Annotated in this window: 21 protein-coding genes; 10 read left to right on the top strand and 11 right to left on the bottom strand. The window is 32.7% G+C overall.

Translation table 11 applies throughout. From position 1 onward, the window contains the following. Nucleotides 1-31: 31 nt before the first annotated feature. Nucleotides 32-1900, bottom strand: coding sequence for a right-handed parallel beta-helix repeat-containing protein (locus tag QWY92_RS17240; RefSeq protein ID WP_290273594.1), 1869 nt, complete (start codon nt 1898-1900; stop codon nt 32-34). Nucleotides 1901-2330: 430 nt separating this feature from the next. On the opposite strand from QWY92_RS17240, the gene QWY92_RS17235 reads away from it, so the two are divergent. The 6 genes from QWY92_RS17235 to QWY92_RS17210 all read left to right on the top strand — a co-directional run bounded on the left by QWY92_RS17235 (nt 2331) and on the right by QWY92_RS17210 (nt 8589). Then, on the top strand, nt 2331-3488 hold the full coding sequence (locus tag QWY92_RS17235; protein WP_290273591.1) for a glycosyltransferase family 4 protein: 1158 nt from the start codon (nt 2331-2333) through the stop codon (nt 3486-3488). 9 nt (nt 3489-3497) lie between these two features. Next, complete coding sequence (locus QWY92_RS17230) at nt 3498-4535, top strand: sugar-transfer associated ATP-grasp domain-containing protein (RefSeq protein WP_290273589.1); 1038 nt, start codon at nt 3498-3500, stop codon at nt 4533-4535. 37 nt (nt 4536-4572) lie between these two features. Continuing rightward, nucleotides 4573-5892, top strand: a complete 1320-nt coding sequence (locus QWY92_RS17225) for a phenylacetate--CoA ligase family protein (RefSeq protein WP_290273586.1) — start codon at nt 4573-4575, stop codon at nt 5890-5892. Between the two features lie 75 nt (nt 5893-5967). Beyond that, entirely contained in the window at nt 5968-7032 is a 1065-nt protein-coding gene (locus QWY92_RS17220) for a hypothetical protein (protein ID WP_290273583.1), read from the top strand. Nucleotides 7033-7199: 167 nt separating this feature from the next. Then, nucleotides 7200-7808, top strand: coding sequence for a sugar transferase (locus QWY92_RS17215; protein WP_290273580.1), 609 nt, complete (start codon nt 7200-7202; stop codon nt 7806-7808). Between the two features lie 70 nt (nt 7809-7878). Next, nucleotides 7879-8589, top strand: a complete 711-nt coding sequence (locus QWY92_RS17210) for a NeuD/PglB/VioB family sugar acetyltransferase (RefSeq protein ID WP_290273578.1) — start codon at nt 7879-7881, stop codon at nt 8587-8589. Between the two features lie 44 nt (nt 8590-8633). Here the strand turns inward: QWY92_RS17210 and QWY92_RS17205 are convergent, their stop codons facing one another. The 7 genes from QWY92_RS17205 to QWY92_RS17175 form a co-directional block, all read right to left on the bottom strand. Further along, nucleotides 8634-9710: a GNAT family N-acetyltransferase gene (locus tag QWY92_RS17205; protein ID WP_290273576.1), complete on the bottom strand. Its 1077-nt coding sequence runs from the start codon at nt 9708-9710 to the stop codon at nt 8634-8636. A 5-nt stretch (nt 9711-9715) separates the two neighbouring features. Beyond that, complete coding sequence (locus QWY92_RS17200; RefSeq protein WP_290273574.1) at nt 9716-10399, bottom strand: HAD family hydrolase; 684 nt, start codon at nt 10397-10399, stop codon at nt 9716-9718. Beyond that, nucleotides 10383-11354, bottom strand: coding sequence for an ATP-grasp domain-containing protein (locus QWY92_RS17195; protein ID WP_290273572.1), 972 nt, complete (start codon nt 11352-11354; stop codon nt 10383-10385). Before QWY92_RS17195 ends, QWY92_RS17200 begins: the two co-directional genes overlap by 17 nt. A gap of 339 nt (nt 11355-11693) precedes the next feature. Beyond that, the gene (locus QWY92_RS17190; RefSeq protein ID WP_290273569.1) at nt 11694-12659 is read right to left on the bottom strand and encodes a hypothetical protein; all 966 of its coding nucleotides are present in this window, start codon (nt 12657-12659) and stop codon (nt 11694-11696) included. 5 nt (nt 12660-12664) lie between these two features. Then, nucleotides 12665-14050: an MBOAT family O-acyltransferase gene (locus QWY92_RS17185; RefSeq protein ID WP_336622102.1), complete on the bottom strand. Its 1386-nt coding sequence runs from the start codon at nt 14048-14050 to the stop codon at nt 12665-12667. A 244-nt stretch (nt 14051-14294) separates the two neighbouring features. Then, on the bottom strand, nt 14295-14774 hold the full coding sequence (locus QWY92_RS17180; RefSeq protein ID WP_147678750.1) for an Lrp/AsnC family transcriptional regulator: 480 nt from the start codon (nt 14772-14774) through the stop codon (nt 14295-14297). A gap of 70 nt (nt 14775-14844) precedes the next feature. Then, a complete protein-coding gene (locus tag QWY92_RS17175) occupies nt 14845-16002 on the bottom strand; it encodes a M14 family zinc carboxypeptidase (RefSeq protein ID WP_290273562.1) in 1158 nt (385 codons plus the stop codon). A 282-nt stretch (nt 16003-16284) separates the two neighbouring features. Here QWY92_RS17175 and QWY92_RS17170 point away from each other — a divergent pair, with 282 nt between their 5' ends. Continuing rightward, nucleotides 16285-16671 carry a helix-turn-helix domain-containing protein gene (locus QWY92_RS17170; protein WP_290273559.1) on the top strand — a complete coding sequence of 129 codons (387 nt, stop codon included), beginning with the start codon at nt 16285-16287 and terminating at the stop codon, nt 16669-16671. A 27-nt stretch (nt 16672-16698) separates the two neighbouring features. Then, nucleotides 16699-17067: a DNA topoisomerase IV gene (locus tag QWY92_RS17165; RefSeq protein ID WP_290273556.1), complete on the top strand. Its 369-nt coding sequence runs from the start codon at nt 16699-16701 to the stop codon at nt 17065-17067. A 9-nt stretch (nt 17068-17076) separates the two neighbouring features. Here QWY92_RS17165 and QWY92_RS17160 read toward each other — a convergent pair whose 3' ends face one another. Both QWY92_RS17160 and QWY92_RS17155 read right to left on the bottom strand, forming a co-directional pair. Beyond that, entirely contained in the window at nt 17077-17577 is a 501-nt protein-coding gene (locus QWY92_RS17160) for a hydrolase (protein WP_290273554.1), read from the bottom strand. Nucleotides 17578-17586: 9 nt separating this feature from the next. Beyond that, nucleotides 17587-18348, bottom strand: coding sequence for an MBL fold metallo-hydrolase (locus tag QWY92_RS17155; protein ID WP_290273552.1), 762 nt, complete (start codon nt 18346-18348; stop codon nt 17587-17589). Between the two features lie 93 nt (nt 18349-18441). Between QWY92_RS17155 and QWY92_RS17150 the strand changes: the two genes are divergently transcribed. Beyond that, nucleotides 18442-19905 carry a TonB-dependent receptor gene (locus QWY92_RS17150; RefSeq protein ID WP_290273548.1) on the top strand — a complete coding sequence of 488 codons (1464 nt, stop codon included), beginning with the start codon at nt 18442-18444 and terminating at the stop codon, nt 19903-19905. 74 nt (nt 19906-19979) lie between these two features. Here QWY92_RS17150 and bcp read toward each other — a convergent pair whose 3' ends face one another. Next, nucleotides 19980-20432 carry a thioredoxin-dependent thiol peroxidase gene (gene bcp / locus QWY92_RS17145; protein ID WP_290273544.1) on the bottom strand — a complete coding sequence of 151 codons (453 nt, stop codon included), beginning with the start codon at nt 20430-20432 and terminating at the stop codon, nt 19980-19982. Between the two features lie 36 nt (nt 20433-20468). Here bcp and QWY92_RS17140 point away from each other — a divergent pair, with 36 nt between their 5' ends. Next, on the top strand, nt 20469-21128 hold the full coding sequence (locus QWY92_RS17140; protein WP_290273541.1) for an endonuclease III domain-containing protein: 660 nt from the start codon (nt 20469-20471) through the stop codon (nt 21126-21128). The last annotated feature ends 29 nt before the right edge of the window (nt 21129-21157 follow it).

Genomic DNA, 21157 nt, shown 5'->3' with positions numbered 1-21157 from the left:
TGAGGTTATAATATTAAATTTAAATAGGTTCTTACTTATTATTATCAATAAACAAGATGTTTTTTGAATCATCTACAACACTAAAATCTACATTAAAAGTAGAATTTTTAATTGTAATATTCTCACATCCATCAATATTACTTTTATTTCTACTAATTGTATTAAACTCACAATTATCAAACACTAAACCTTGTTCAGAATCTGCAATAACATCGTAAAAATCAACAGATCTACGCCCAACAGTAATATTTTCATTTTTGATATTAATATCTTTAATATCAGCTCCTCTAGCCACATATCCATAACTTGTAGATAAATCTGTCTCTAAAGTATTATTATAAAATTTTGAGTAATAAAATCTTTTACCTAAAGAAATAGCGCTTTTAAACCCAGTCAATGCATTATCGTGAACGTCAAAATTCTCACCTGAAAGTACCATCGCATTTTTGTAACCATCAATTTTATTCCCATAAATTTCATAATTAAAATTAGTTTCTTCATCATTTACTAAATATGATTTAATTAAAATACCATACTCACTTGGCTCTCCATCTATTTCTCCAGCTTGCATAACATTATTTCTTATTATAATATTATTAGACGCCTTATTTCCTATTCTCGACTCAAAATAGTTATTTTCTACTGTAATAAAAGAGCCTGTAAATAAAACAATATCTCCATAGATATTGCCTTTGAATCTATTACCTCTTAGAATAACGTTTTCAATTTTCTCATATTCATATAAACTACCGTCACTATTTCTAACGCGCCAAGCCTCAAAACTAACGCCGTGTTTTGGCCATGTACCTGCACTACTATAATTTTCACCAGTAGGATTTGTTCCTAAAGCAGTATCTAGAATATCACAATTTTCCACTAAAATACCATCGCCATCAAGCAGACTAAGTGCATTTCTTCTTGAGGCTTCAATAATACTGTTTTTCAAAACAACTCCTGTTGATATCACTGAATTACCTGCTGTTCCATCAATATTTCTAATTGTACTACCTGCTACTTGAAACCCATCACCACTGGCATCCGATATACGCACCCCATCAATAACTACATTTACGCCTCCTCGAATATCCATAACATGTCCCCACTCATGTGAATCATAAGAATTACCATATAAATCAATAATAGGTGTATAATCATGCTCCCATCGGTCTCCTACTAAATTACCTCCAGTAATTGAAATATTTTCAGATTCATATACCATTATTAAAGCATAACTATGTGCATTACTCGGTTGAACCCTAATAAAGGTATTATCGGTCATAGCCAAGTTAAAATCAGAAGGAATAAGGATAGCCTCTTCTGACTTTATCTTTGGATTATTAACTCGGGCTCCCACCTCAAAGTAAGCATCCATTTCATCAATTTTCAACGTATTAAAACCATAGTTCTTAGCCAAAACCATCATGGAGTTCAATATTTCTCGGTTTTTTAAAGCAACCGCATCGGACACTTTACCTTCGACAATCCCCCATCGACTAGGCTCAAAATTAAAAGAAACATCTCTAATAGCAGGTTTTTCTCCAGCTAATATTAATGAAGAATTCATTAGAGCTACATCTATATATGTACCTTCAGAAAAATTTAAAGTTCCATTAATGATATCGCCTCCCTCTCCTAAAAGGCTGATATTGTTAGGTAAGTTAATTGTTTCTCCCTCTAAATCAAGTAAACAATTAATAATTATTGTTGAGTTAGATTCAACATTATTTAATCCAAAATCACAAGCATAAATCGCTTCTGAATCAACATCTTCATTACTCCCAGTAATATTACTATCACTTACTTCGGGATCAACATACACTTCTTCATTGTTACAGGACACTAATGCAACTACTGCTATTGCCATGTAAAGTAAACCCCTCTTACTCAAAATTCTCTTCATAATTTGTTTATTTTATAACTTTTAAAGTTTATAATATAAAAATCAAATTACAGGTGTATCGATAGCAATTTATTTAACAATATCCCTATAACATTAGATCTCAATACTAATTATCATAAACATAACTACGAGGTTAAGAGTGATTTGGATCATTCTAAATTTCAAAGTGCGAATTTAGGGATGAAATAATTAAAAACAAGTCATTGTTAATAACTTTTAAGATTACACAGAAATTCCTGATGAAATACATCAGAATCCCCCTGCTATAAAGCATGCTTTGTTTTATTAAATATGCGTAAAAAACTTACAAACACCAATTTATTCGTAATTCTACATTTTGAGAAATACCACATTTACAAAAACCTTTAATAACATTAATGAAGCCTTAAGTTTTATATATTTGCAACAACGTCTAACCTTTTATCGGTTTATGAAAAAAAAAATAATTAGAATTACCACCGTTCCATTATCGCTTAGCGGTTTACTAAAAGGACAACTACGTTTTATGTCCAATTATTATGATATCCTCGGTGTATCATCACGAGGAGACGATAAGCATTTAGACAAACTTATAGAGCTAGAAGGCATTCCAACCGTTGCGGTGGAAATGACACGTAAAATAACACCTATAAAAGATTTAGTTGCCGTGTACCAATTATATAAGGTCTTTAAAAAGGAACAGCCTTTTATAGTACATTCCCACACCCCAAAAGCAGGCACATTAGGTATGTTAGCGGCATTTTTGGCCCGTGTACCGCACCGTTTACATACTATTGCTGGCCTTCCGCTTGTAGAAGCTACAGGTTTAAAGCGTACACTTTTGAATACGGTTGAATCGATGACTTACGCTTGTGCTACCAAAATTTATCCAAATTCATATGGCTTAAAAGACATTATACTAAAGGAGGGGTTTACTACTGAAGCCAAACTAAAAGTTATAGCCAAAGGGAGCTCTAACGGGATAGATACCAGTTTTTTCAACCCAGAAGATTACAAAGATGGTACTAAAAATGCATCCTTAAGAGCCAGTCTTAATATTAACCCCGACGATTTTGTTTTTGTATTTGTCGGACGATTAGTAACCGATAAAGGGATTAACGAATTGGTTTCTGCTTTTGAGACTCTGCATAAAACGCAAAAAAATATAAAATTACTTTTAGTGGGTACTTACGAATCGGAACTCGACCCGCTACGTCCTGAAACCTTAAATTACATAGACAACAATAATACCGTTATAAACACCGGATGGGTCGATGATGTACGTCCTTATTTAGCCATATCTAATGCGCTTACTTTTCCGAGTTACCGTGAAGGATTCCCTAATGTGGTAATGCAAGCAGGCGCTATGGAGCTCCCTTGTATTGTTACCGATATTAATGGATGTAATGAAATTGTAAAACACAACGAAACCGGAATTATTGTACCTATTAAAGATGCTCAAGCTTTATTAAAAGCGATGACATCGGTTTTAGAGCATGAAAGTGCATCAAAAAAAATGGGGCAATTATGCCGAATACATATTGTGAATAATTTTGAGCGTCAAGTGGTTTGGAATGCTTTACTTAGCGAATATAATGCCTTGAATTAAAACCACCCCATGCTTCATAGAATTAAACATTTAAGTGTTTTTTTTAAAGACCCGAACAAAAAACCACTGCTTAAAATAGCAAAAGAACTGGTGATGTTTGGTGTCTTAAAAAAAAGTATTCCTATAGATTATTTTAGAAAATACCTGTACCGAAAGGGTGTTTCTAATTATAAAAACTACTTAAGCATTAAGGAATACTATAGTTTAATTCATTCACCAAAAATGGTTTTTCCTGAAGTTTCTTCTATTTTAAATAATAAATTAGCCTTCAATAACCATTGCGCAAGTTTACATTTACCTACACCTCGCCTACTGAGTTATCATTTTAATACCCGCTGGTTTTATAACAATACAGTGACATCCATCACATCGGAAGCTGATGTTTTAAGTTTCTTCCATGATGTTTTTAAAACATTGGATGCTGACAAACTCTTTTTAAAACCCATACTTGGCCAAGGTGGCGATGGCTGTATTCTGTTAAAAAAAGAATATTTAGAAACACAAATAGCCACGAATTACAACGCTTTAATAACACACAGTTATATACATCAAGTGTATATTGAACAACACGATGCTATTAATCGTATTTATAATAAATCGGTAAACACCATTAGAATAGACACCTATATTGATAAACACGATACCGTACAAATTTTGGGTGCTTTTATGCGTTTTGGAGCTGGAGGTAACGCCACGGATAATGTACACAATGGCGGCTTTTATGTATCGGTAAATCTAAATTCGGGTCAACTTCAAGGTGTAGGGAGACAAGATATTGTGAAAGGCGGTAAAGAAGTTACCCATCACCCAGACAGTAATATCAAGCTAGATGGCTTTCAAATTCCATATTATAAAGCAGCCTTTGAGCTGGTAAAAAATGCTACTACCGGTTTACCTAACCGCATTGTAGGTTGGGATATCGCTATAACCAACAACGGCCCTATACTTGTAGAAGGCAACACCAACCCGTCCTTACACGTTACTGATGTCGCTAGTGCAGGCTATTTAAATAACAAGTATATTCAAGAAGCGCTTTTAGAACTATAATGATGCCTAAATTTATTAATAACCTATTAGAACTATAATGATGCCTAAATTTATTAATAACCTATCGGAAATTTTGCGGAACCGTATGTTTTGGGTTTTAGATACCGTAAAAGGGTGTCCTATAAAACAACATTTAAATGATATTAGCTTCATATTAAATCATTTTGATAAGCCAGAAGCACAACAAAAAATTGAAAACAACCGCAATAAGCTTCTAGAACATAGTATTGAAACAACAGCTTTCTATAAAAGTTTGAACGTATCAAGTTCTGATTTCCTATCCTTTCCTGTAATTAATAAAAACAATGTTAAAGCCCAGCAAGATCAATTTGTTTCCAATCTATTTCGTGATAAAAAAAATACAATACGGTCAACAAGTGGCTCTACGGGAACTCCTTTCAAGGTGGTTCATAATAAAAATAAAATTTACAGGAACAATGCCGACACCATTTATTTTTCAGAATTGGCAGGGTTTAAAATAGGGTATCAACTTTGGTATATTAGACATTGGGCGGCGAATTTTAAAAACTCAAACCTAAAAAACAGATTGCAAAACTTAAAACCTATTGAAGTTTTAGATTTACAACCTAACCAAATATCAGCAATAATAAAACAGCTACAAGAAACTCCTGGACATAAGGGATTTCTAGGCTTCCCTTCTGCTTTTGAGCAAATTTGTAAATTTTTAGATGAAGAAAAAGCACAGCCACTAGACACCAACATAACATCTATCATTGGAATGGCCGAAGCCGTTAACAGCTACACCAAAGCACGTATGGCTTATTATTTTAAAACACCTATGGTATCCCGTTATTCTAACATGGAAAATGGAATTTTGGCTCAACAAATGCCAAATTCTAATAACTTTACAATAAACTGGGCCTCGTACCATATTGAAATCTTAAATATCGACAATGATAATCAGGCTCCTAAAGGTACGCTTGGCAGAATTGTAATTACCGATTTATTCAGCTATGCCATGCCTTTAATTAGATACGATACGGGAGACATAGGAAGCATCGATTACACCGTTACTCCTCCTGTTTTAAACAAAATTGAAGGTCGAAAAACGGATACAATTTATAACACTAAAGGTCAAATTGTGTCCGCTTTTATGATGACGGAAAGTGTTGCATTTCCAGGTATAAATCAAATTCAATTTATACAAGATGGAAAAACAAGCTACACCATAAAACTAAATTGTTCTAACGATTTTAACACTGAAACGGCAGTTATAGACAAGTTTAAAAGTTTTCTAGGTGCTAATGCTGATATACAGATTCGATATGTTGATGAAATCCCGTTACTTTCATCTGGAAAACGTAAAATGACACTGAATAACTATATAAAACAATAATAGTGAGATTATTATTCTTCGGAAAAATAAATAATCAATAATTTAGCCTGTAAGAATAAAAAACAAATTCCAATTATGCCGCATGATACTACAAGTCCTAAAAAAGGATTTGGATCATTTTTTTCATATATAGATCCTAAGTCGGAGCTTTTAGCAGATTCAAAAAATCAATTTAATCCATTAAACAATACTTTGTTTTATAATGGTAGGCACGCAATTAAATACATCGTTGAACTTATTCAAAAGGAAAAAAATATAAATACGTTTTGGCTTCCGGAATACTACTGTCAGCATGTAACCCATTGGTTAAAGCAAAACTACAGTAATATTAAAACATACCCTGTAGACCCTAAAAATCCAGATTATTGTATTGAAGGCAATCTATTTCTTGAAAACAACGACATTATTTTAGTTAATAATTTTTGGGGAATCTCTAAATGCAACCTCGATTATCAGAATGATACTGTTTCCGTGATTGAAGACCATTCACATGGTTGGCTCAGTGAGTCATGTTTAAATAGTTCGGCCGATTTTTGTGTGGCGTCTTTAAGAAAATCAGTTCCTGCACCTTTAGGCGGCATGGCTTGGATTCCTAATGGTGCATCTCTTAAAACAATACCACTAGAGCCATCGCCTGTATTCGAATCTGTTTGGAATACTGTTTTACTTGCAATGCAAAAGAAAGCTATCTTCGAAACACAGAAAGGTATCAACGATTCACTAAAAACTGAATTTTTATCATTAATTAATGATGCCGAACTTAAAATGCACGAAAACTATGAGTTAGGTGCATTTCCAGAACAGCATAAAGAGACTTTAAAACAATATTTAAAAATTGATTATGGCGATTTCAAACAAGGAAACTACCAGCATTTAGTTTCCTTATTAAAAGGCAGCGAACATTTTGACCTTATTAGTAGTACAGAAACAACTTTCGGGTTAACATTATACTTTGATAATTTGGATACGATGAATGCTTTTAAAAACCATCTTATATCACAACAAATTTATCCGTCTTTATTATGGCCAGGAAATCCTAAAACTTATGGTTATTACTTAAACATTCATATAGATTATCGCTATAACAAAAGTGACATGACCTACATGAGTCGTATAATTAATAAATTCAAACAGGTTTAAAGCAGAAGATTTTTAGATAGAACGAGTTAGAAGTATTCAAATAACGATGATATGGAAACATAAACGTTTTTTGTTTTATTCAACCATAAAATACAATACTTTTGACAAAACATAGCCTAAAACATAAGGCACCTATATTATAATATTTACAACTTATATTACACAACATGTACAAAATTATAAAAAGATTAATTGACCTTTTTGTTGCCTTTACTGCTTTACTCCTATTGGCTCCAATATTCATTATTGTTTTAATACTCTTATTGTTTTTAAATGAAGGAAAAGCTTTTTTCTACCAACAACGCCCTGGTAAAGATGAAAAAGTATTTAAAATTATCAAGTTTAAAACCATGAATGATAAAAAAGACGAACATGGTGAGTTTTTACCTTTTGATAAACGTGTAACTAAAGCGGGATCATTTATTAGAAAATATTCTCTAGATGAAATCCCACAACTCATTAATGTTTTAAAAGGTGACATGAGCTTAGTTGGTCCTCGTCCGCTTTTAACAGATTATTTGCCGCTATATAATGAAGAGCAAAAAAAACGTCATAATGTAAAACCAGGTATTACCGGCTGGGCGCAAGTTAAAGGAAGAAATTCTATCTCTTGGAACCAAAAATTTAAATATGATGTTTGGTATGTTGAACATATCTCGCTATTGTTAGATATTAAAATTTTACTTTTAACAGCTAAAAGATTAGTTGTGCCACAAGGTATTAATAGTGAGTCTGGTTTAAACATGACCACGTTTACTGGAGGTGCTGATGAATAAAACCCAAACATATTGATATAATTTCTTTTACCCCAAACCTACCTCCGAGTCTCCTTAAGCAATTTTCATTATGGCAAAAAGCGAATTAGAAAAACAAAATATTATAATTATAGGTGCATCTGGTCATGCCAGTGTTATTATAGATATCATTGAAAGACAAAATATCTATACTATTGTAGGCTTAATTGATTCTTATAAACCACTTGGAACAACACTATTTGATTATGAAGTTCTGGGAAATGAACAAATACTTCCTCAACTCATAAAATCACACCACGTCATTGGAGGTATCATTGCTATTGGAGATAATTATTCGCGCCGTGTTATGTTTAACAAAATACAGGGTACCGTTCCTGATTTTAACTTTGTAACCGCTATTCACCCCAATGCGACTATTGGAAAATCAGTACAAATAGGGAAAGGCACCGTAATTATGCCAGGTGCCATCGCTAATGCAAATGCTGTTATTAGTGATTTTTGTATATTAAATACGGCATCAACTTTAGGTCATGATTCTAAAATGGACCATTTTTCTAGTTTGGCACCAGGTGTAAACATTGCAGGAAATGTAACGATTAAAACCAGCTCATCCATTGGAATTGGTTCTTGTATTATTGGAGGAATTTCCATTGGAAGCCACACGCATATTGGAGCAGGATCGACCGTAATAAAAAGTATTGCGGATTTTAAATTAGCCTATGGCAATCCGGCAATAGAAATGAGATCTAGACAGGTTGATGAAAATCATTTAGGATTAAAATCTAAAAACGACATGCGTTAATTTACGTGATTCTCACCAACCTTGAAACATTAAATCTATAAAAATTAGGTCGCCCTTCTATAGGCAGGAAAAAATGTTTTATTTGATATTTTAACTTTTACTTTTTCTTCACCATCTTTAGTCGCTAGCGAAACCAATTCTTTATATACTCCTAGGTTAACAATTTTTCGACCTGTATAAAACATCACATCATCATCGTTTGGAAAAAATGCTTTCTTATACTGATATAAATTATCTCCATCTACTCTACCACCACCTAAAACATAATTGGTAAATCCTTTTTCACGAGCCCAATTAATAACACTAATTTTCAAGAAATCATTTGGACGGTAATTAAAGTAATCGGCTAAAGTTCCTCCTAAATAAGAATACAAATAGCTCCCTAAAACAAAAATTAATTCTACAGAAATCAATACATCATCTTTATATACAAAAGCCAACGCGTGATTTTCTTGATTCAATTTTACAATATTTTGAAAATATTCTAAGGAATAAAAGTATTCAGAACTAGCTCCTATTCGTTTCATGGTTTCAATGTAAACCTTATAAAATTCAACGATATGCTCGCTGTTTACATCATCATGATACATTTCAAAACGTAAATCATTCGAAACCGATTTCCTATAGTTATTTCTAACCTTAGATTTATAACTATCCCATTGCTGTTTTTCGTCGCTAATTATAACACCGTTAACATTAGACAATGTACCTACCAATTTTCCGGAATAAAATTGATGATTAAAATTTAAACTAAATCTTATAAACTCTGAAACAATATCATTTGCTTTATACCAAGCATCCACTTCCTTCCAAAACTCTAGCAAATAGCCTCTCGATAAATCTTGATCATATAAAGGTCCGCTGTAGCCATAAGGAGAAATAACATCATAATAAACCTTATCGTTTAATTTATAATCTATTTCTCTAATCACAAAAGGCATTACAATTAAAACTTTATCATTTACTTCAAAAGTAAAATAACGCAAAGCCCTTCCATTTGAGGCATATATATCATCTCCTAATACTTTGTAAAAGGGATAAACTTCTTTAAAAACATTTACTTTGGAGAGGTAACAATTAAAATCTTCCTCATTCAATATTTTATTAAAAACTAACTTCATGTAAATTATTCAACTTTTTTTAAAATTTCAGGAATTTGTATTATGCTATTAATTACAAATAAGGGTTTAAATTTTACTTCTAAATCGAATGTTTGTTTATGAATATTTTCGCCTGCATCAATTAAGCAAATACTATGCCAATTCAAGGCATTGGGACCAACAAAATCTTTAGACGTATTATCGCCAATATAAATATACTGATATTTATCACCATACTTGTTTGAATAAAAGTTAAAGTTATCTAAACATGGTTTTTCAGAACCAAATTCTTCAGATATGATGATATCATCGAAATAAGATTCTAACGCTAAAGCTTTGATTTTACTGCGTTGCTGCACGCTCCGCCCATCGGTAATTAAACCTATCTTATAAACGGATTTTTTTAAGAATTTTAATACAGATTGTGTTTCGCTGGATAACGAAATATGAGGTTGATGATTTCGGTAAATAGATAGCAATTTTGAAATTTGAATTTCTGAAGACTGTGCTAAATCTATTACCGTTTGGAAGGGGTTGCCACCATCATAGTATGCCGCTAACATTTTATCGAAAATGGTTTGCGGGTTTAAATTAGTTTTTTCTGATATAAATTGAGAGATTTCTTTATATGCCGATTTTAAAAAATCGATTTCTTTATATAATGTATCGTCTAAATCAAAGACAAATACAATATTATGCTTTATAGTCATGTACTAAAACTTCTTTATCGTATCGTAACATGAGTAGGTTTTCTTCCCATGATTCATAATAATCCAATGCTACGTCTGTGTCCAATAAATATTCTTGAATAAGCCATTTTGGATAGTTTGCTCCAACAAAGTAAGATAACGGATAACCACCACCAAAACGTGCATTTATTTCAATCCCGTATATTTCATCGGTTTCTTTATGCTTAAAAAATTGGGCTGTTAAACATCCCATAGCACCATCAATAAAACTTAAACGCGATTTTATATAATCTACTAAAGCACCTTTTTCTGCTACACATTTATTAACCTCGCCATCTCTAACTTCTATTCTTTTTCTTGGCACAATGCATTTTAACGTATGTTTTTTATCATAGTATAAATCGCATGTGTACTCTTCAAATTCATCGTGATCTATATATTTTAAAAACATAAGATCATCATTATTGAAATGGTATTCTGTAAGTTGTTTGTGTTTGGTTATTTTATAAGTATCAATACTTCTACTACCGTTCATTGGTTTTATAAACATAGGAAGTTTATAATCTAGCTTAGAGTATTCCTTTGCTATTTGAACATTATGGTCTTCAAAAAAGGTATGAATTTCTCTTTTATTACGACACATATTCACAAAATTTTCCGAAGAAATAATAGGTGTAATTCCGTGAGATAAAAAAGCCTCTTTTTTACGAGCCAAAAGCGCCAACTCAGTATCAATGGTAGGCACAATCATTTTAATATCATTCTCCAAACAGACTTTAAGCAAGCTGCTAAAGTATTCGTCTTTACAAACTAATGGCAACTGAAACGACTTATCAGAAACATGACAAGCTGCCGATAGTTCAATATTAAAATCTGTTGTCATTACTTTTCCTTGAGGGAAGAAAGTTTTTAACTCTTTTTGAAAAGCCTCAACTAATGAAACGCGTCTTCCTGCTGATGTTATTAATATATTCATATTGAAAATATCCCGATATATAAATTATTTATTCTAACTCTAAAAATTCCAGTTTCCTTTTTTTTAATCTTATTTTATAAATAAAATTATGAAATTTTGATAAAGCTCTTAATTATATACGAGAGAAACTTCTGTTTTGGTTTTATCTTTTTACAAAAAAAAACAAACTTACTTAAATCTCCTAATTCCTCCCATACTATTATCTAGGCGCTAAAATAGACAGTGTTAAAAAATTATCGTTGTAAAGATAGTTTAATAATGAAAAATGAGTCTTATTTTTCTATAAAAACCTATTAATACAGGCTAACTTGTTTGTAAATGTATTTTCACAAACAACATTTAGTTATTCCAGAACTCATTATAGGCATCTACAATAGATTGTGCTACCAAATCCCTACCGTGGTTATTCCAATGTTGATCGAAAATTAAAGTTGGTGGTGTTTTAGAGTTTTTAAGCGCTGTACCAAAATCTATATATTTAAAACCATGAGTTTCTAAGTACGTTAAAAACACCTGAGGCGTTTCATTAACGTCCAAAAGCATAGCAAATCGAGACTTATCATAACCATATATTTCTACCAAAGATTTAAAATTATCTATATATCGTTTCTGTTTGGCTTCAATTTCTTCTGTGGTTTCTACTTTTTCAACCTTAGGCGCATTACTTTTTCCTTTAATAAAAGAAATTATTTTACCAGGAAAATCAAACACTGGTTTTAAAATACTAATACCTTGCGCATAAACCAAGAGCTTAATTTTTCTTGCATTTTTATACATTGCCGACTCTAAACGCATACGATCATGGACAACTTTATATTCGCCTCGAAATAAATCGTCACGAAATCTAAACCCTAAAACCACATAATCAATTTTATCAAAAGTCTCTTTATAAGCATTTACTAAATGAAGTTGATCAGCAAAATCATAACCTGCGTAACCATATTCATAAACTTCAACACCGTCTAATTGATTTTCAATCTTCTTCCCTATGGAATGATCATAATCTTGATGAAACCCTTCAATAAAAGAATCGCCAACTAATGCTATTTCTGTTTTCTCATAGGTTGGATTAAACTCTCTATAGGAGTTAAACCCAGAGTTATTGATTTTGTATTCTGAAAAATTCTGTCTCCTATTTCCCGTTACAGAATACCCATGTTGATTCGGAATCCATTTTTCAACGTTAAAATCATCAACAAAACGTGCAGGACTATCTTTACCTAAATGCAACGCTCGAACAATAAGCTCTAACGCCAATAAAATAAGTACAAAATATAAACCCGATTTGAATATTAGTTTTTTCATAGCTATTAAAATTGAAAATATATAAATGAACGATCGACACCACTATCATAAAACAACATCATCACTAAAATAATGATGGTATAAAGAGAGAAGCGAACAAACTTATTTTTAAACTGGAAAGGTGCACGCTCATCTTTTCTAATAATAAACTCATAGCACACAAAAGCAATTACCAAAATATAATAATCGATCATACGATAACCACTTGGGTGGAAATATGGCGCTACCGAAAAATCGCTAAACATTCTTCCTAAAAAACTAAAAGCTTCCGTTATAGATGCCGATCTAAAAACAATCCAAGAGATAGTCACTATAGCAAACACCCCAATAACATTAAAAAATTCGCGCACAGAAGGCAACATTGAGTTTTGAGCTACCACCGTGTTTTTATATTTCGTATTGTTCCCTAATAGTAAAACCGGCACAAAAATTAGCGCATGTATTAAACCCCATAAAATGAAGGTCCAATTGGCGCCATGCCAAAACCCACTAACAAGAAAAATAATAAAAACATTTCGAATGGTTTTTGCTTTTCCATTTCTAGAGCCGCCAAGTGGCACATAAATATAAGCTTGAAACCAAGATGACAATGATATATGCCAACGACGCCAGAATTCGGCAATATTCCTCGAGAAATAAGGGAATTTAAAGTTAGACATCAATTCGATACCAAACAGTTTTGCTGTACCAATAGCAATATCTGAATATCCACTAAAATCGCCATAAATTTGGAAGCTAAAAAGGATTGCTCCTAATAATAGTGTCGAACTTGGATAGGAGCCATAATTAGAAAATATATCGTCTACAATAGGGCCTAAAGCATCGGCTATAACCACTTTTTTGAAAAGCCCCCATAAAATCAATTTTAAACCAGAAACAGATTGCTCATAATTAAACGTACGTTTATTTGATATTTGTGACAGTAAATTTGACGCTCTCTCAATTGGTCCCGCAACTAACTGCGGAAAGAAACTAACAAAGGCAGCAAACGACAAAAAGCTTTTAGATGGTTTTAACTTTCTATAATAAATATCGAAAGAATACGACATGGTTTGAAAAGTGTAAAATGAAATACCTACTGGTAAAATCACACTTAAAGTCCACGTGCTTTGAATATTATACCCCATCAAGGCTGATAAATCGACCCAAGAATCAATAAAGAAGTTATAATATTTAAAAAATCCGAGAAGCCCAATATTAAAAATAACACTACACCAAAGCCATTTTTTTCTAACGGCATCATCATCAGAACCATAAATTTTATGCCCAATAATATAATCTACAATAGTACTCAAAAGGATTAACGACAAGAATCGGTAATCCCAAATGCCATAGAAAAAGTAACTGGCCGCTAACAATAGAATGTTTTGTGCTTTCAGGCTTTTCTTCAAAATAAACCAATAAAGAAAATACACAATAATTAAGAATACAAAAAACTCGAACGAATTAAATAACATGGTATGGTTGGCTTGGTTTTATGTTTTGAAAGAATGATTTAAAATAGCACGTAAATATCAATCTTATAATTTATATATAAAAAATATATCTGTAAAAAAGCATAAAAACCCTACCACAAACAAAAAGCCCTTTCTATATTAATAAAAAGGGCTAAATACTTGTAATATAATACGCTATTTACATATCGTTAAAGATAGAATGCATTAAACGTTTTTTATCGTTTATGCTTTCTTCTAAAGAAATCATTGTTTCTGTTCTATACACACCTTCAATGTCATCTAACATAAAAATAACTTCTTTAGCGTGTTCTGTACTTCTAGCTCTAATTTTACAGAAAATATTAAATTTCCCCGTAGTTATATGAGCTACAGTAACGTAAGCTATCTCGTTTATGCGCTCTAAAACAAACTTTGTTTGTGAAGTATTATTTAAATAAACTCCAACGTAAGCGATAAATGAATAGCCTAACTTTTTATAATCTAGTGTTAATGACGAACCACGGATAATTCCTGCTTCCTCCATTTTTTTAACACGCACATGTACTGTACCAGCTGATATTAGTAATTTTTTTGCGATGTCTGTAAACGGAATTCTTGTGTTATCAATTAACATGTCAAGAATTTGGTGATCAATTTCGTCTAACTTTATTTTCCCCATAATTAACTATTCTTAAATAAAGTCCAAAAATAATACATTTTTACTAATAATAACACATATTAAATGCGCTTTATTTCAATAATAATGATGTTTTCTCATTATTTATTATTACGAAAACGTTTTCGTAACCCAATTGCACATTATTACCATCCACCCCTTGAACAGCTAAACCTTTAGCATCAAATTCCTTATGACCATAAAAACCATTAAGATTTTCAATTTTATCAATTTTTGGTAAAAATTCAATTCTATCGTTTATTAATTTTTCTTGATAAAGGATACCTATATCCATTATTTTTTCTTCGGAATTTACAACGAACTTCGCATTCCTGATAATAATGTCGTAAAAACACTTATCATTTTCTGGTATTTCAAAATATGGCGCAAATTGATCACCGGATACTTCGTTTTCTGAAATGTATTTTAAAGACGTTATATAAGATATATAAATAAACTCGCGCGTTTTATCTCGACCGTAATCTTGCGGATAATGGCCAGCTTCAAATAAAATAGTCGGTACATTTTCACATTGAAACGCATCGCCTACACAGTTAAAGTTAAACGAGTCATCATAAACCCCAACCCCACCAGGTATTAAGGTTTGTAACGCCTTATTCATTACAGCTATAACCTCCATAGCCTTTTTTCGGTTTGGAGTCACCGTACAGCTTTCGTCTTGAGCAGGCGCTAAAAAAGACACTGTAGCAAGTTTATTTGTTGTACCCGCGCTAAAAATAGTACGTTGCCCATGTAAATTATAGCAAAAATGAGGTTTAAAGCTATTAAAAACAGCTCTTAAAACCTGACTTTCGGGTTGCGTTAGGTTTTGCGCATCTCTATTTAAATCCACTTCATTCGCATTTATACGCGTATAAGCCGCCGCTCCATCCGGATTTAAAATAGGTATAATATATAAAGTACAGGTTTCTAAAATAGAATTTAATCCCGATGTGTTGTCTAATAATGTATTTAATAAATCGAAAACAGCTTTGGTTGTTGTCGATTCGTTGCCGTGCATTTGCGACCACATTAATATTCGTTTTTCACCATAACCCATTTTTAAACTATAAATAGGAGCTTTTAAAACGGACTCACCAATGGTCTCTACGGTGGCATGTTTTTCTAACTTATCTAAAAGTGGTTTAATAGAATTGTTGGTAATATATCGATGTGATAGACTTGGTTCTTGGTGTTTTAAAAACAAGTCTCTTATAACTTCTAATTTCATGTGTTTTATTTATGATACAAATGTAAACAATTACATTTTTACATTTGTAAACAGGTTTTTGAATGCAATCTGTTTACATAAGTATACATCAAACCCTGCATCAAGAAGCCAAAATACTCAGAAATAAGACTTTAATATTTAATACGCTTGTTTTCAGTTACTTAAACACAGTTATTTAAACCTTTTGTTATCAACAAAACACAACTTTAACATTGTAAACGTTACAATTCGATATATAATTATTACATTTGTAACAGTAATTTACAGCAATCACAATTTACAATGATAAACAGCGAAGCATTCATCAAAAGACTCCAAAAAGTCATGGAATATTACGGTGAATCAGCATCTTCTTTTGCTGAAAAAATCAGCGTTCAGCGCTCTAGTATTTCACATATATTATCAGGAAGAAACAAACCTAGTTTGGAATTTGTTTTGAAGATATTAACTACTTTTCCGGAGGTGGAATTGTATTGGCTATTAAATGGCAAAGGCGAATTTCCTGCTCAAGAAAAAACAGTAGAACAAATTAAGGCGCCCACTTTACCTCCAGTTGAAAACATCCAGAAAAGCCTGAATATAAAAATGGATTCAAACGACCCTAATAAAACTATTGAACGTATTATTATTTTTTATTCCGACGGAAGTTTTAAAAACTATCAGAATTAAAGTAATTTTGCATTTCAAGATACACCTATGAGATTCCTATACCTTTTACTACTACTTTCATGCTTTAGCTGCTACGAAACCACACGTAACTGCAAAGACTTTAAAACAGGCACTTTTACAAGCGAAGTTACCATTGATGGGGAATTATACAAATCGAAATTTAAACGCAGCGAAACGCTTCAAATTGAGGTTTACAATAAGAAAACAGACTCGTCTAACCTGAGATGGATAAACGATTGTGAAGTCATCTTTAAAACCATAAACCCAAAGAATATGGCCGAACAAAAAGATATTCACCTTAAAATACTAACCACCACAGATTCATCGTACACTTACGAGTATTCATATGTTGGCGAAACCATAAAACAAAAAGGAATAGCTTACCGAGCAGATTAAGCCATATTACTACTGCAGCGGATACAAAAAGGATTCAACTAAATTGAATTTCAACTCTTTATCTTCCGTAACACGGTACGTTAAAAAAAGCTCTCCCCAGAATTCGCCATCCGAAAAATCGGCGATAATCCATTTATGGTTAAGCATTTTTACTTTATTAATAATCATGCGTCGCCCCTCACTTGAAGCGTAAGGAATTAACGGATGATCGCCTTTCACTTCATTTAAAGCGTAAATTTCATCTTTTATAAACGGAATTAATTCCGCCGTATTAAACCCATCACGTTCAAAATAACTTAAAGCATCTTCGTTTTTCTCTAAATTAAAATACGACAGATTAGAAATTTCAGTATTTAAAACCAAAACGGAATCTTTATATTTATCAACTTGCACCTTCTGCTTTCCTAGTTTCTGATTCATGTCTTCAAAAACACGCTTAGCATTCACGTATTGAAACAACACCAATAGCATTGCAAACACAAACAGGTACATAAAAATCTTCTTCGTCATTCTACTAATTTATAAGTTTATTACTAATTCATCATAAGCCAAAAACACGTTATCAGGAAGCGTTTTTTCAACAACTTCATGAAAACCAAGCAAATGACTAATATGTGTTAAATAGGCTTTTTCTGGATTCACTTTTTCAATAAAACGCAAGGCTTCATCCAAATTAAAATGTGAGTTGTGCGGTGTAATACGCAACGCATTAACAACCAAAACCTTCACGTTTTTTATTTTTTCAATTTCAACAGCTTCAACAGCTTTCATATCGGTTAAATAAGCAAAATCACCAAATTTATACCCAAAAACCTGCACATAACCATGCATACCATTTACAGGCATCACCTCTAAACCTCCCAATTGAAAAGGCGCATTCACTACCGCATTACAAATAACACCCGGCGCGCCAGGATATTTATTTTCAGTTTTAAAAACATAATCAAAACGTTGCTTTAACGAACCTAAAACCCGATCGTGCGCGTAAATAGGTATATCGCCTTGACGAAAATAAAACGGACGAATATCATCAAAACCTAAAACATGATCCGAATGTTCGTGCGTAAACAAAATACCATCTATTTTTCGACAGCCCGATCGCAGCATTTGATACCTAAAATCTGGCCCGCAATCAATAACGTAAGTAAAATCGCCCCATTCTACTAATACCGAAACTCGCAAACGTTTATCCTTTTTATCATCACTTAAACACACCGGATGATCGCTTCCTATTACAGGAATCCCCTGTGATGTGCCCGTGCCAAGAAATGTAATTTTCAATTGTGTGAATTTTGAAACAAAAATAAACTTATTTTTTTGTTTAAAGCAGTTATTTAATACCTTTGTGTGCACGGACCTAACCTTATACACTATATGGAGATTACCATTAAAGGCGACAAAGAGTTTGACGATATCCCATCATTAAAATCAAAAGCGCTTCGCATAAATTTAAACGAAAATATTTACGGAACATTTGCTGAAATTGGCGCGGGACAAGAAACTTGCCGTCATTTTTTTAGAGCCGGTGGTGCATCAGGCACTATAGCCAAAGCGATGTCTGCTTACGACAAAGATTTCAGTGATTCCATTTACGGTGTTGAAGATGATGGTCGTTACGTAACTGAAGCGAGATTGCGTAAAATGTTAAGCCATGAAATGAATCTCATGGAAACACGTTTAACACGTGAAAAAAATCCGAATAAAATATTTTTCACCTACGCTAACACTGTTGCAACTATTGATTTTGCTAAGCAATTCAAGGGTCACGGATGGGTAGGCATAAAATATCAAGTTGAAGCTACTGGAGATTATAACGAAATTATACTTCACTTACGTTTCAAAGAAACCGACGCCAGATTACAACAAGAAACACTTGGTGTACTAGGAACTAACCTGATTTACGGTGCGTTTTACAAATACAACGATCCGAAAAGATTGGTACGTTATTTATACGACCATTTGGATAATGACCAAATAGAAATTGACACCATTAATTTTTCAGGACCTGTATTTAAAAATATAGACAACCGATTGATGAGTTTACAGTTGGTTAAAAACGGTTTTACCGATGCAGTAATGTTCGGACCAGACGGCACCAACGTACTTCCGGCACGTGTTTTTTATAAGAAAAATATTTTAGCGCTACGCGGAAGTTTTAGACCTGTAACTCGTGTAAACATGGCGATGTATGAGAAATCATACGAGATGTTTATAAAAGAAAATAAAGTTGACGAAGATAAAACAGTAGTCGTTTTCGAAATCACTCTATCCAATTTAAGAGCCGAAGGCGAGATTGACGAACAAGATTTTATAGATAGAGCAGATTTGCTTTGTTCTCTAGGACAATCGGTTATGATATCTAACTTCCAAGAATACTTTAAGGTTGTTGAATACTTCTCCAACTACACCAAAGCCCGAATGGGACTTGCTATGGGTGTTAGTAATTTAGTAGATATTTTTGATGAGAAGTACTACCGACATATTAGTGGTGGTATTTTAGAAGCTTTCGGGAAATTATTCTTTAAAGATTTAAAAGTATATTTATACCCAATGCTCGATCCGGAAACCGGAGAACTTATCACAAGCGAAAACCTAAAAGTTTACCCGCGTATGAAAGAACTTTACAAATTCTTTAAGTACAATGGTAAAGTGGTTGATATTGAAGATTACGACGAATCTATCATGAATATTTTCTCTAGAGAAATTTTAAGAAAAATATCTGATGGCGAAAAAGGCTGGGAATCTATGGTTCCGGAAGGCACCGATGATTTAATAAAAGAATACCGATTATTTGGTTACTCCCGTCGTCCATTAACCCTAAGTAGAAAAAAGAAGTAACACTTCATATAAAACAACAAAAGCATCTATAAATCAATATTATAGATGCTTTTTTTTATGATTATTATTTTACATTATTCCAATATTTGTGCTGCGTGATCTTTTGTTTTTACCTTTTCAATAACGCGCTCTACAATACCATTTTCATCAATTAAAAAAGTCATTCTATGGATACCGTCATAAGTACGCCCCATAAACTTTTTAGGCCCCCAAACTCCAAAGGCATTAATTACCGTTTTATCTTCATCCGCCAATAACGGAAAAGGAAATTCGTGCTTGTTTTTAAAATTGGATTGACGTTTCGCCGAATCAGCACTAACACCCAATAAAGCATAACCTTTCTCTTTTAACACTTCATAATTATCCCTTAAATTACAAGCTTCCACGGTACAACCAGGCGTACTGGCTTTCGGATAAAAAAACACAACCAACTTTTGTCCTTTATAATCGCTTAATGCAATTGTATTTCCTTGCTCATCTTGTGCCGAAAAATTAGGAACGGCATCACCTTGTTTTAGTGTGTTCATAGTATTAACTTTGATTTTTAAACAAAAATACAATTTATGACTAAAAAAGAGAAGGTTAACTTTGTTATTAATACACTTTATAAACTTTACCCAGAAATTCCAATTCCTTTAGATCATAAAGACCCTTACACCTTACTTATTGCCGTACTTATGTCTGCACAAAGTACCGATGTTCGCGTAAATAAAATTACACCTTTATTGTTTGAACAAGCCGACAACCCTTTTGATATGGTAAAACTTACCGTAGAAGAGATTCGAGAAATTATAAAACCCGTTGGCCTATCTCCTATGAAAAGTAAAGGGATTCATGGTTTATCAAAAATACTGATTGAAAAATATAACGGCGAAGTTCCTAAAACTTACGAAGCCCTTGAAGAACTACCTGCTGTTGGACATAAAACCGCAGCAGTTGTACTCTCTCAAGCGTTTGGAATTCCTGCATTTCCAGTAGACACGCATATTCATCGACTTATGTATCGTTGGAATTTAACCAACGGAAAAAACGTAGTACAAACCGAAAAAGATGCTAAACGTTTATTTCCTGAAGAATTATGGAACGACCTTCACCTACAAATTATATGGTACGGCAGACAATATTCACCTGCTAGAGGTTGGGACCTAGAAAAGGACATCATCACAAAAACCATTGGACGACAGTCTGTGCTTCAAGAATATTACGACAAAAAGAAAAAATAAACAACACTCCTATTTAAGATGAATTATTT

Origin of the sequence: Algibacter miyuki (genome assembly GCF_030409805.1) — a bacterium.
Lineage (GTDB): Bacteria > Bacteroidota > Bacteroidia > Flavobacteriales > Flavobacteriaceae > Algibacter > Algibacter miyuki.
This window is presented reverse-complemented; position numbering and strand designations above follow the sequence as displayed.

Bases quoted from the DNA above. Each gene is read 5' to 3' on its own strand.
- QWY92_RS17240 (WP_290273594.1), bottom strand. From the start codon at position 1,900: ATGAAGAGAATTTTGAGTAAGAGGGGTTTACTTTACATGGCAATAGCA.
- QWY92_RS17235 (WP_290273591.1), top strand. From the start codon at position 2,331: ATGAAAAAAAAAATAATTAGAATTACCACCGTTCCATTATCGCTTAGC.
- QWY92_RS17230 (WP_290273589.1), top strand. From the start codon at position 3,498: ATGCTTCATAGAATTAAACATTTAAGTGTTTTTTTTAAAGACCCGAAC.
- QWY92_RS17225 (WP_290273586.1), top strand. From the start codon at position 4,573: ATGATGCCTAAATTTATTAATAACCTATCGGAAATTTTGCGGAACCGT.
- QWY92_RS17220 (WP_290273583.1), top strand. From the start codon at position 5,968: ATGCCGCATGATACTACAAGTCCTAAAAAAGGATTTGGATCATTTTTT.
- QWY92_RS17215 (WP_290273580.1), top strand. From the start codon at position 7,200: ATGTACAAAATTATAAAAAGATTAATTGACCTTTTTGTTGCCTTTACT.
- QWY92_RS17210 (WP_290273578.1), top strand. From the start codon at position 7,879: ATGGCAAAAAGCGAATTAGAAAAACAAAATATTATAATTATAGGTGCA.
- QWY92_RS17205 (WP_290273576.1), bottom strand. From the start codon at position 9,710: ATGAAGTTAGTTTTTAATAAAATATTGAATGAGGAAGATTTTAATTGT.
- QWY92_RS17200 (WP_290273574.1), bottom strand. From the start codon at position 10,399: ATGACTATAAAGCATAATATTGTATTTGTCTTTGATTTAGACGATACA.
- QWY92_RS17195 (WP_290273572.1), bottom strand. From the start codon at position 11,354: ATGAATATATTAATAACATCAGCAGGAAGACGCGTTTCATTAGTTGAG.
- QWY92_RS17190 (WP_290273569.1), bottom strand. From the start codon at position 12,659: ATGAAAAAACTAATATTCAAATCGGGTTTATATTTTGTACTTATTTTA.
- QWY92_RS17180 (WP_147678750.1), bottom strand. From the start codon at position 14,774: ATGGGGAAAATAAAGTTAGACGAAATTGATCACCAAATTCTTGACATG.
- QWY92_RS17175 (WP_290273562.1), bottom strand. From the start codon at position 16,002: ATGAAATTAGAAGTTATAAGAGACTTGTTTTTAAAACACCAAGAACCA.
- QWY92_RS17170 (WP_290273559.1), top strand. From the start codon at position 16,285: ATGATAAACAGCGAAGCATTCATCAAAAGACTCCAAAAAGTCATGGAA.
- QWY92_RS17165 (WP_290273556.1), top strand. From the start codon at position 16,699: ATGAGATTCCTATACCTTTTACTACTACTTTCATGCTTTAGCTGCTAC.
- QWY92_RS17160 (WP_290273554.1), bottom strand. From the start codon at position 17,577: ATGACGAAGAAGATTTTTATGTACCTGTTTGTGTTTGCAATGCTATTG.
- QWY92_RS17150 (WP_290273548.1), top strand. From the start codon at position 18,442: ATGGAGATTACCATTAAAGGCGACAAAGAGTTTGACGATATCCCATCA.
- bcp (WP_290273544.1), bottom strand. From the start codon at position 20,432: ATGAACACACTAAAACAAGGTGATGCCGTTCCTAATTTTTCGGCACAA.
- QWY92_RS17140 (WP_290273541.1), top strand. From the start codon at position 20,469: ATGACTAAAAAAGAGAAGGTTAACTTTGTTATTAATACACTTTATAAA.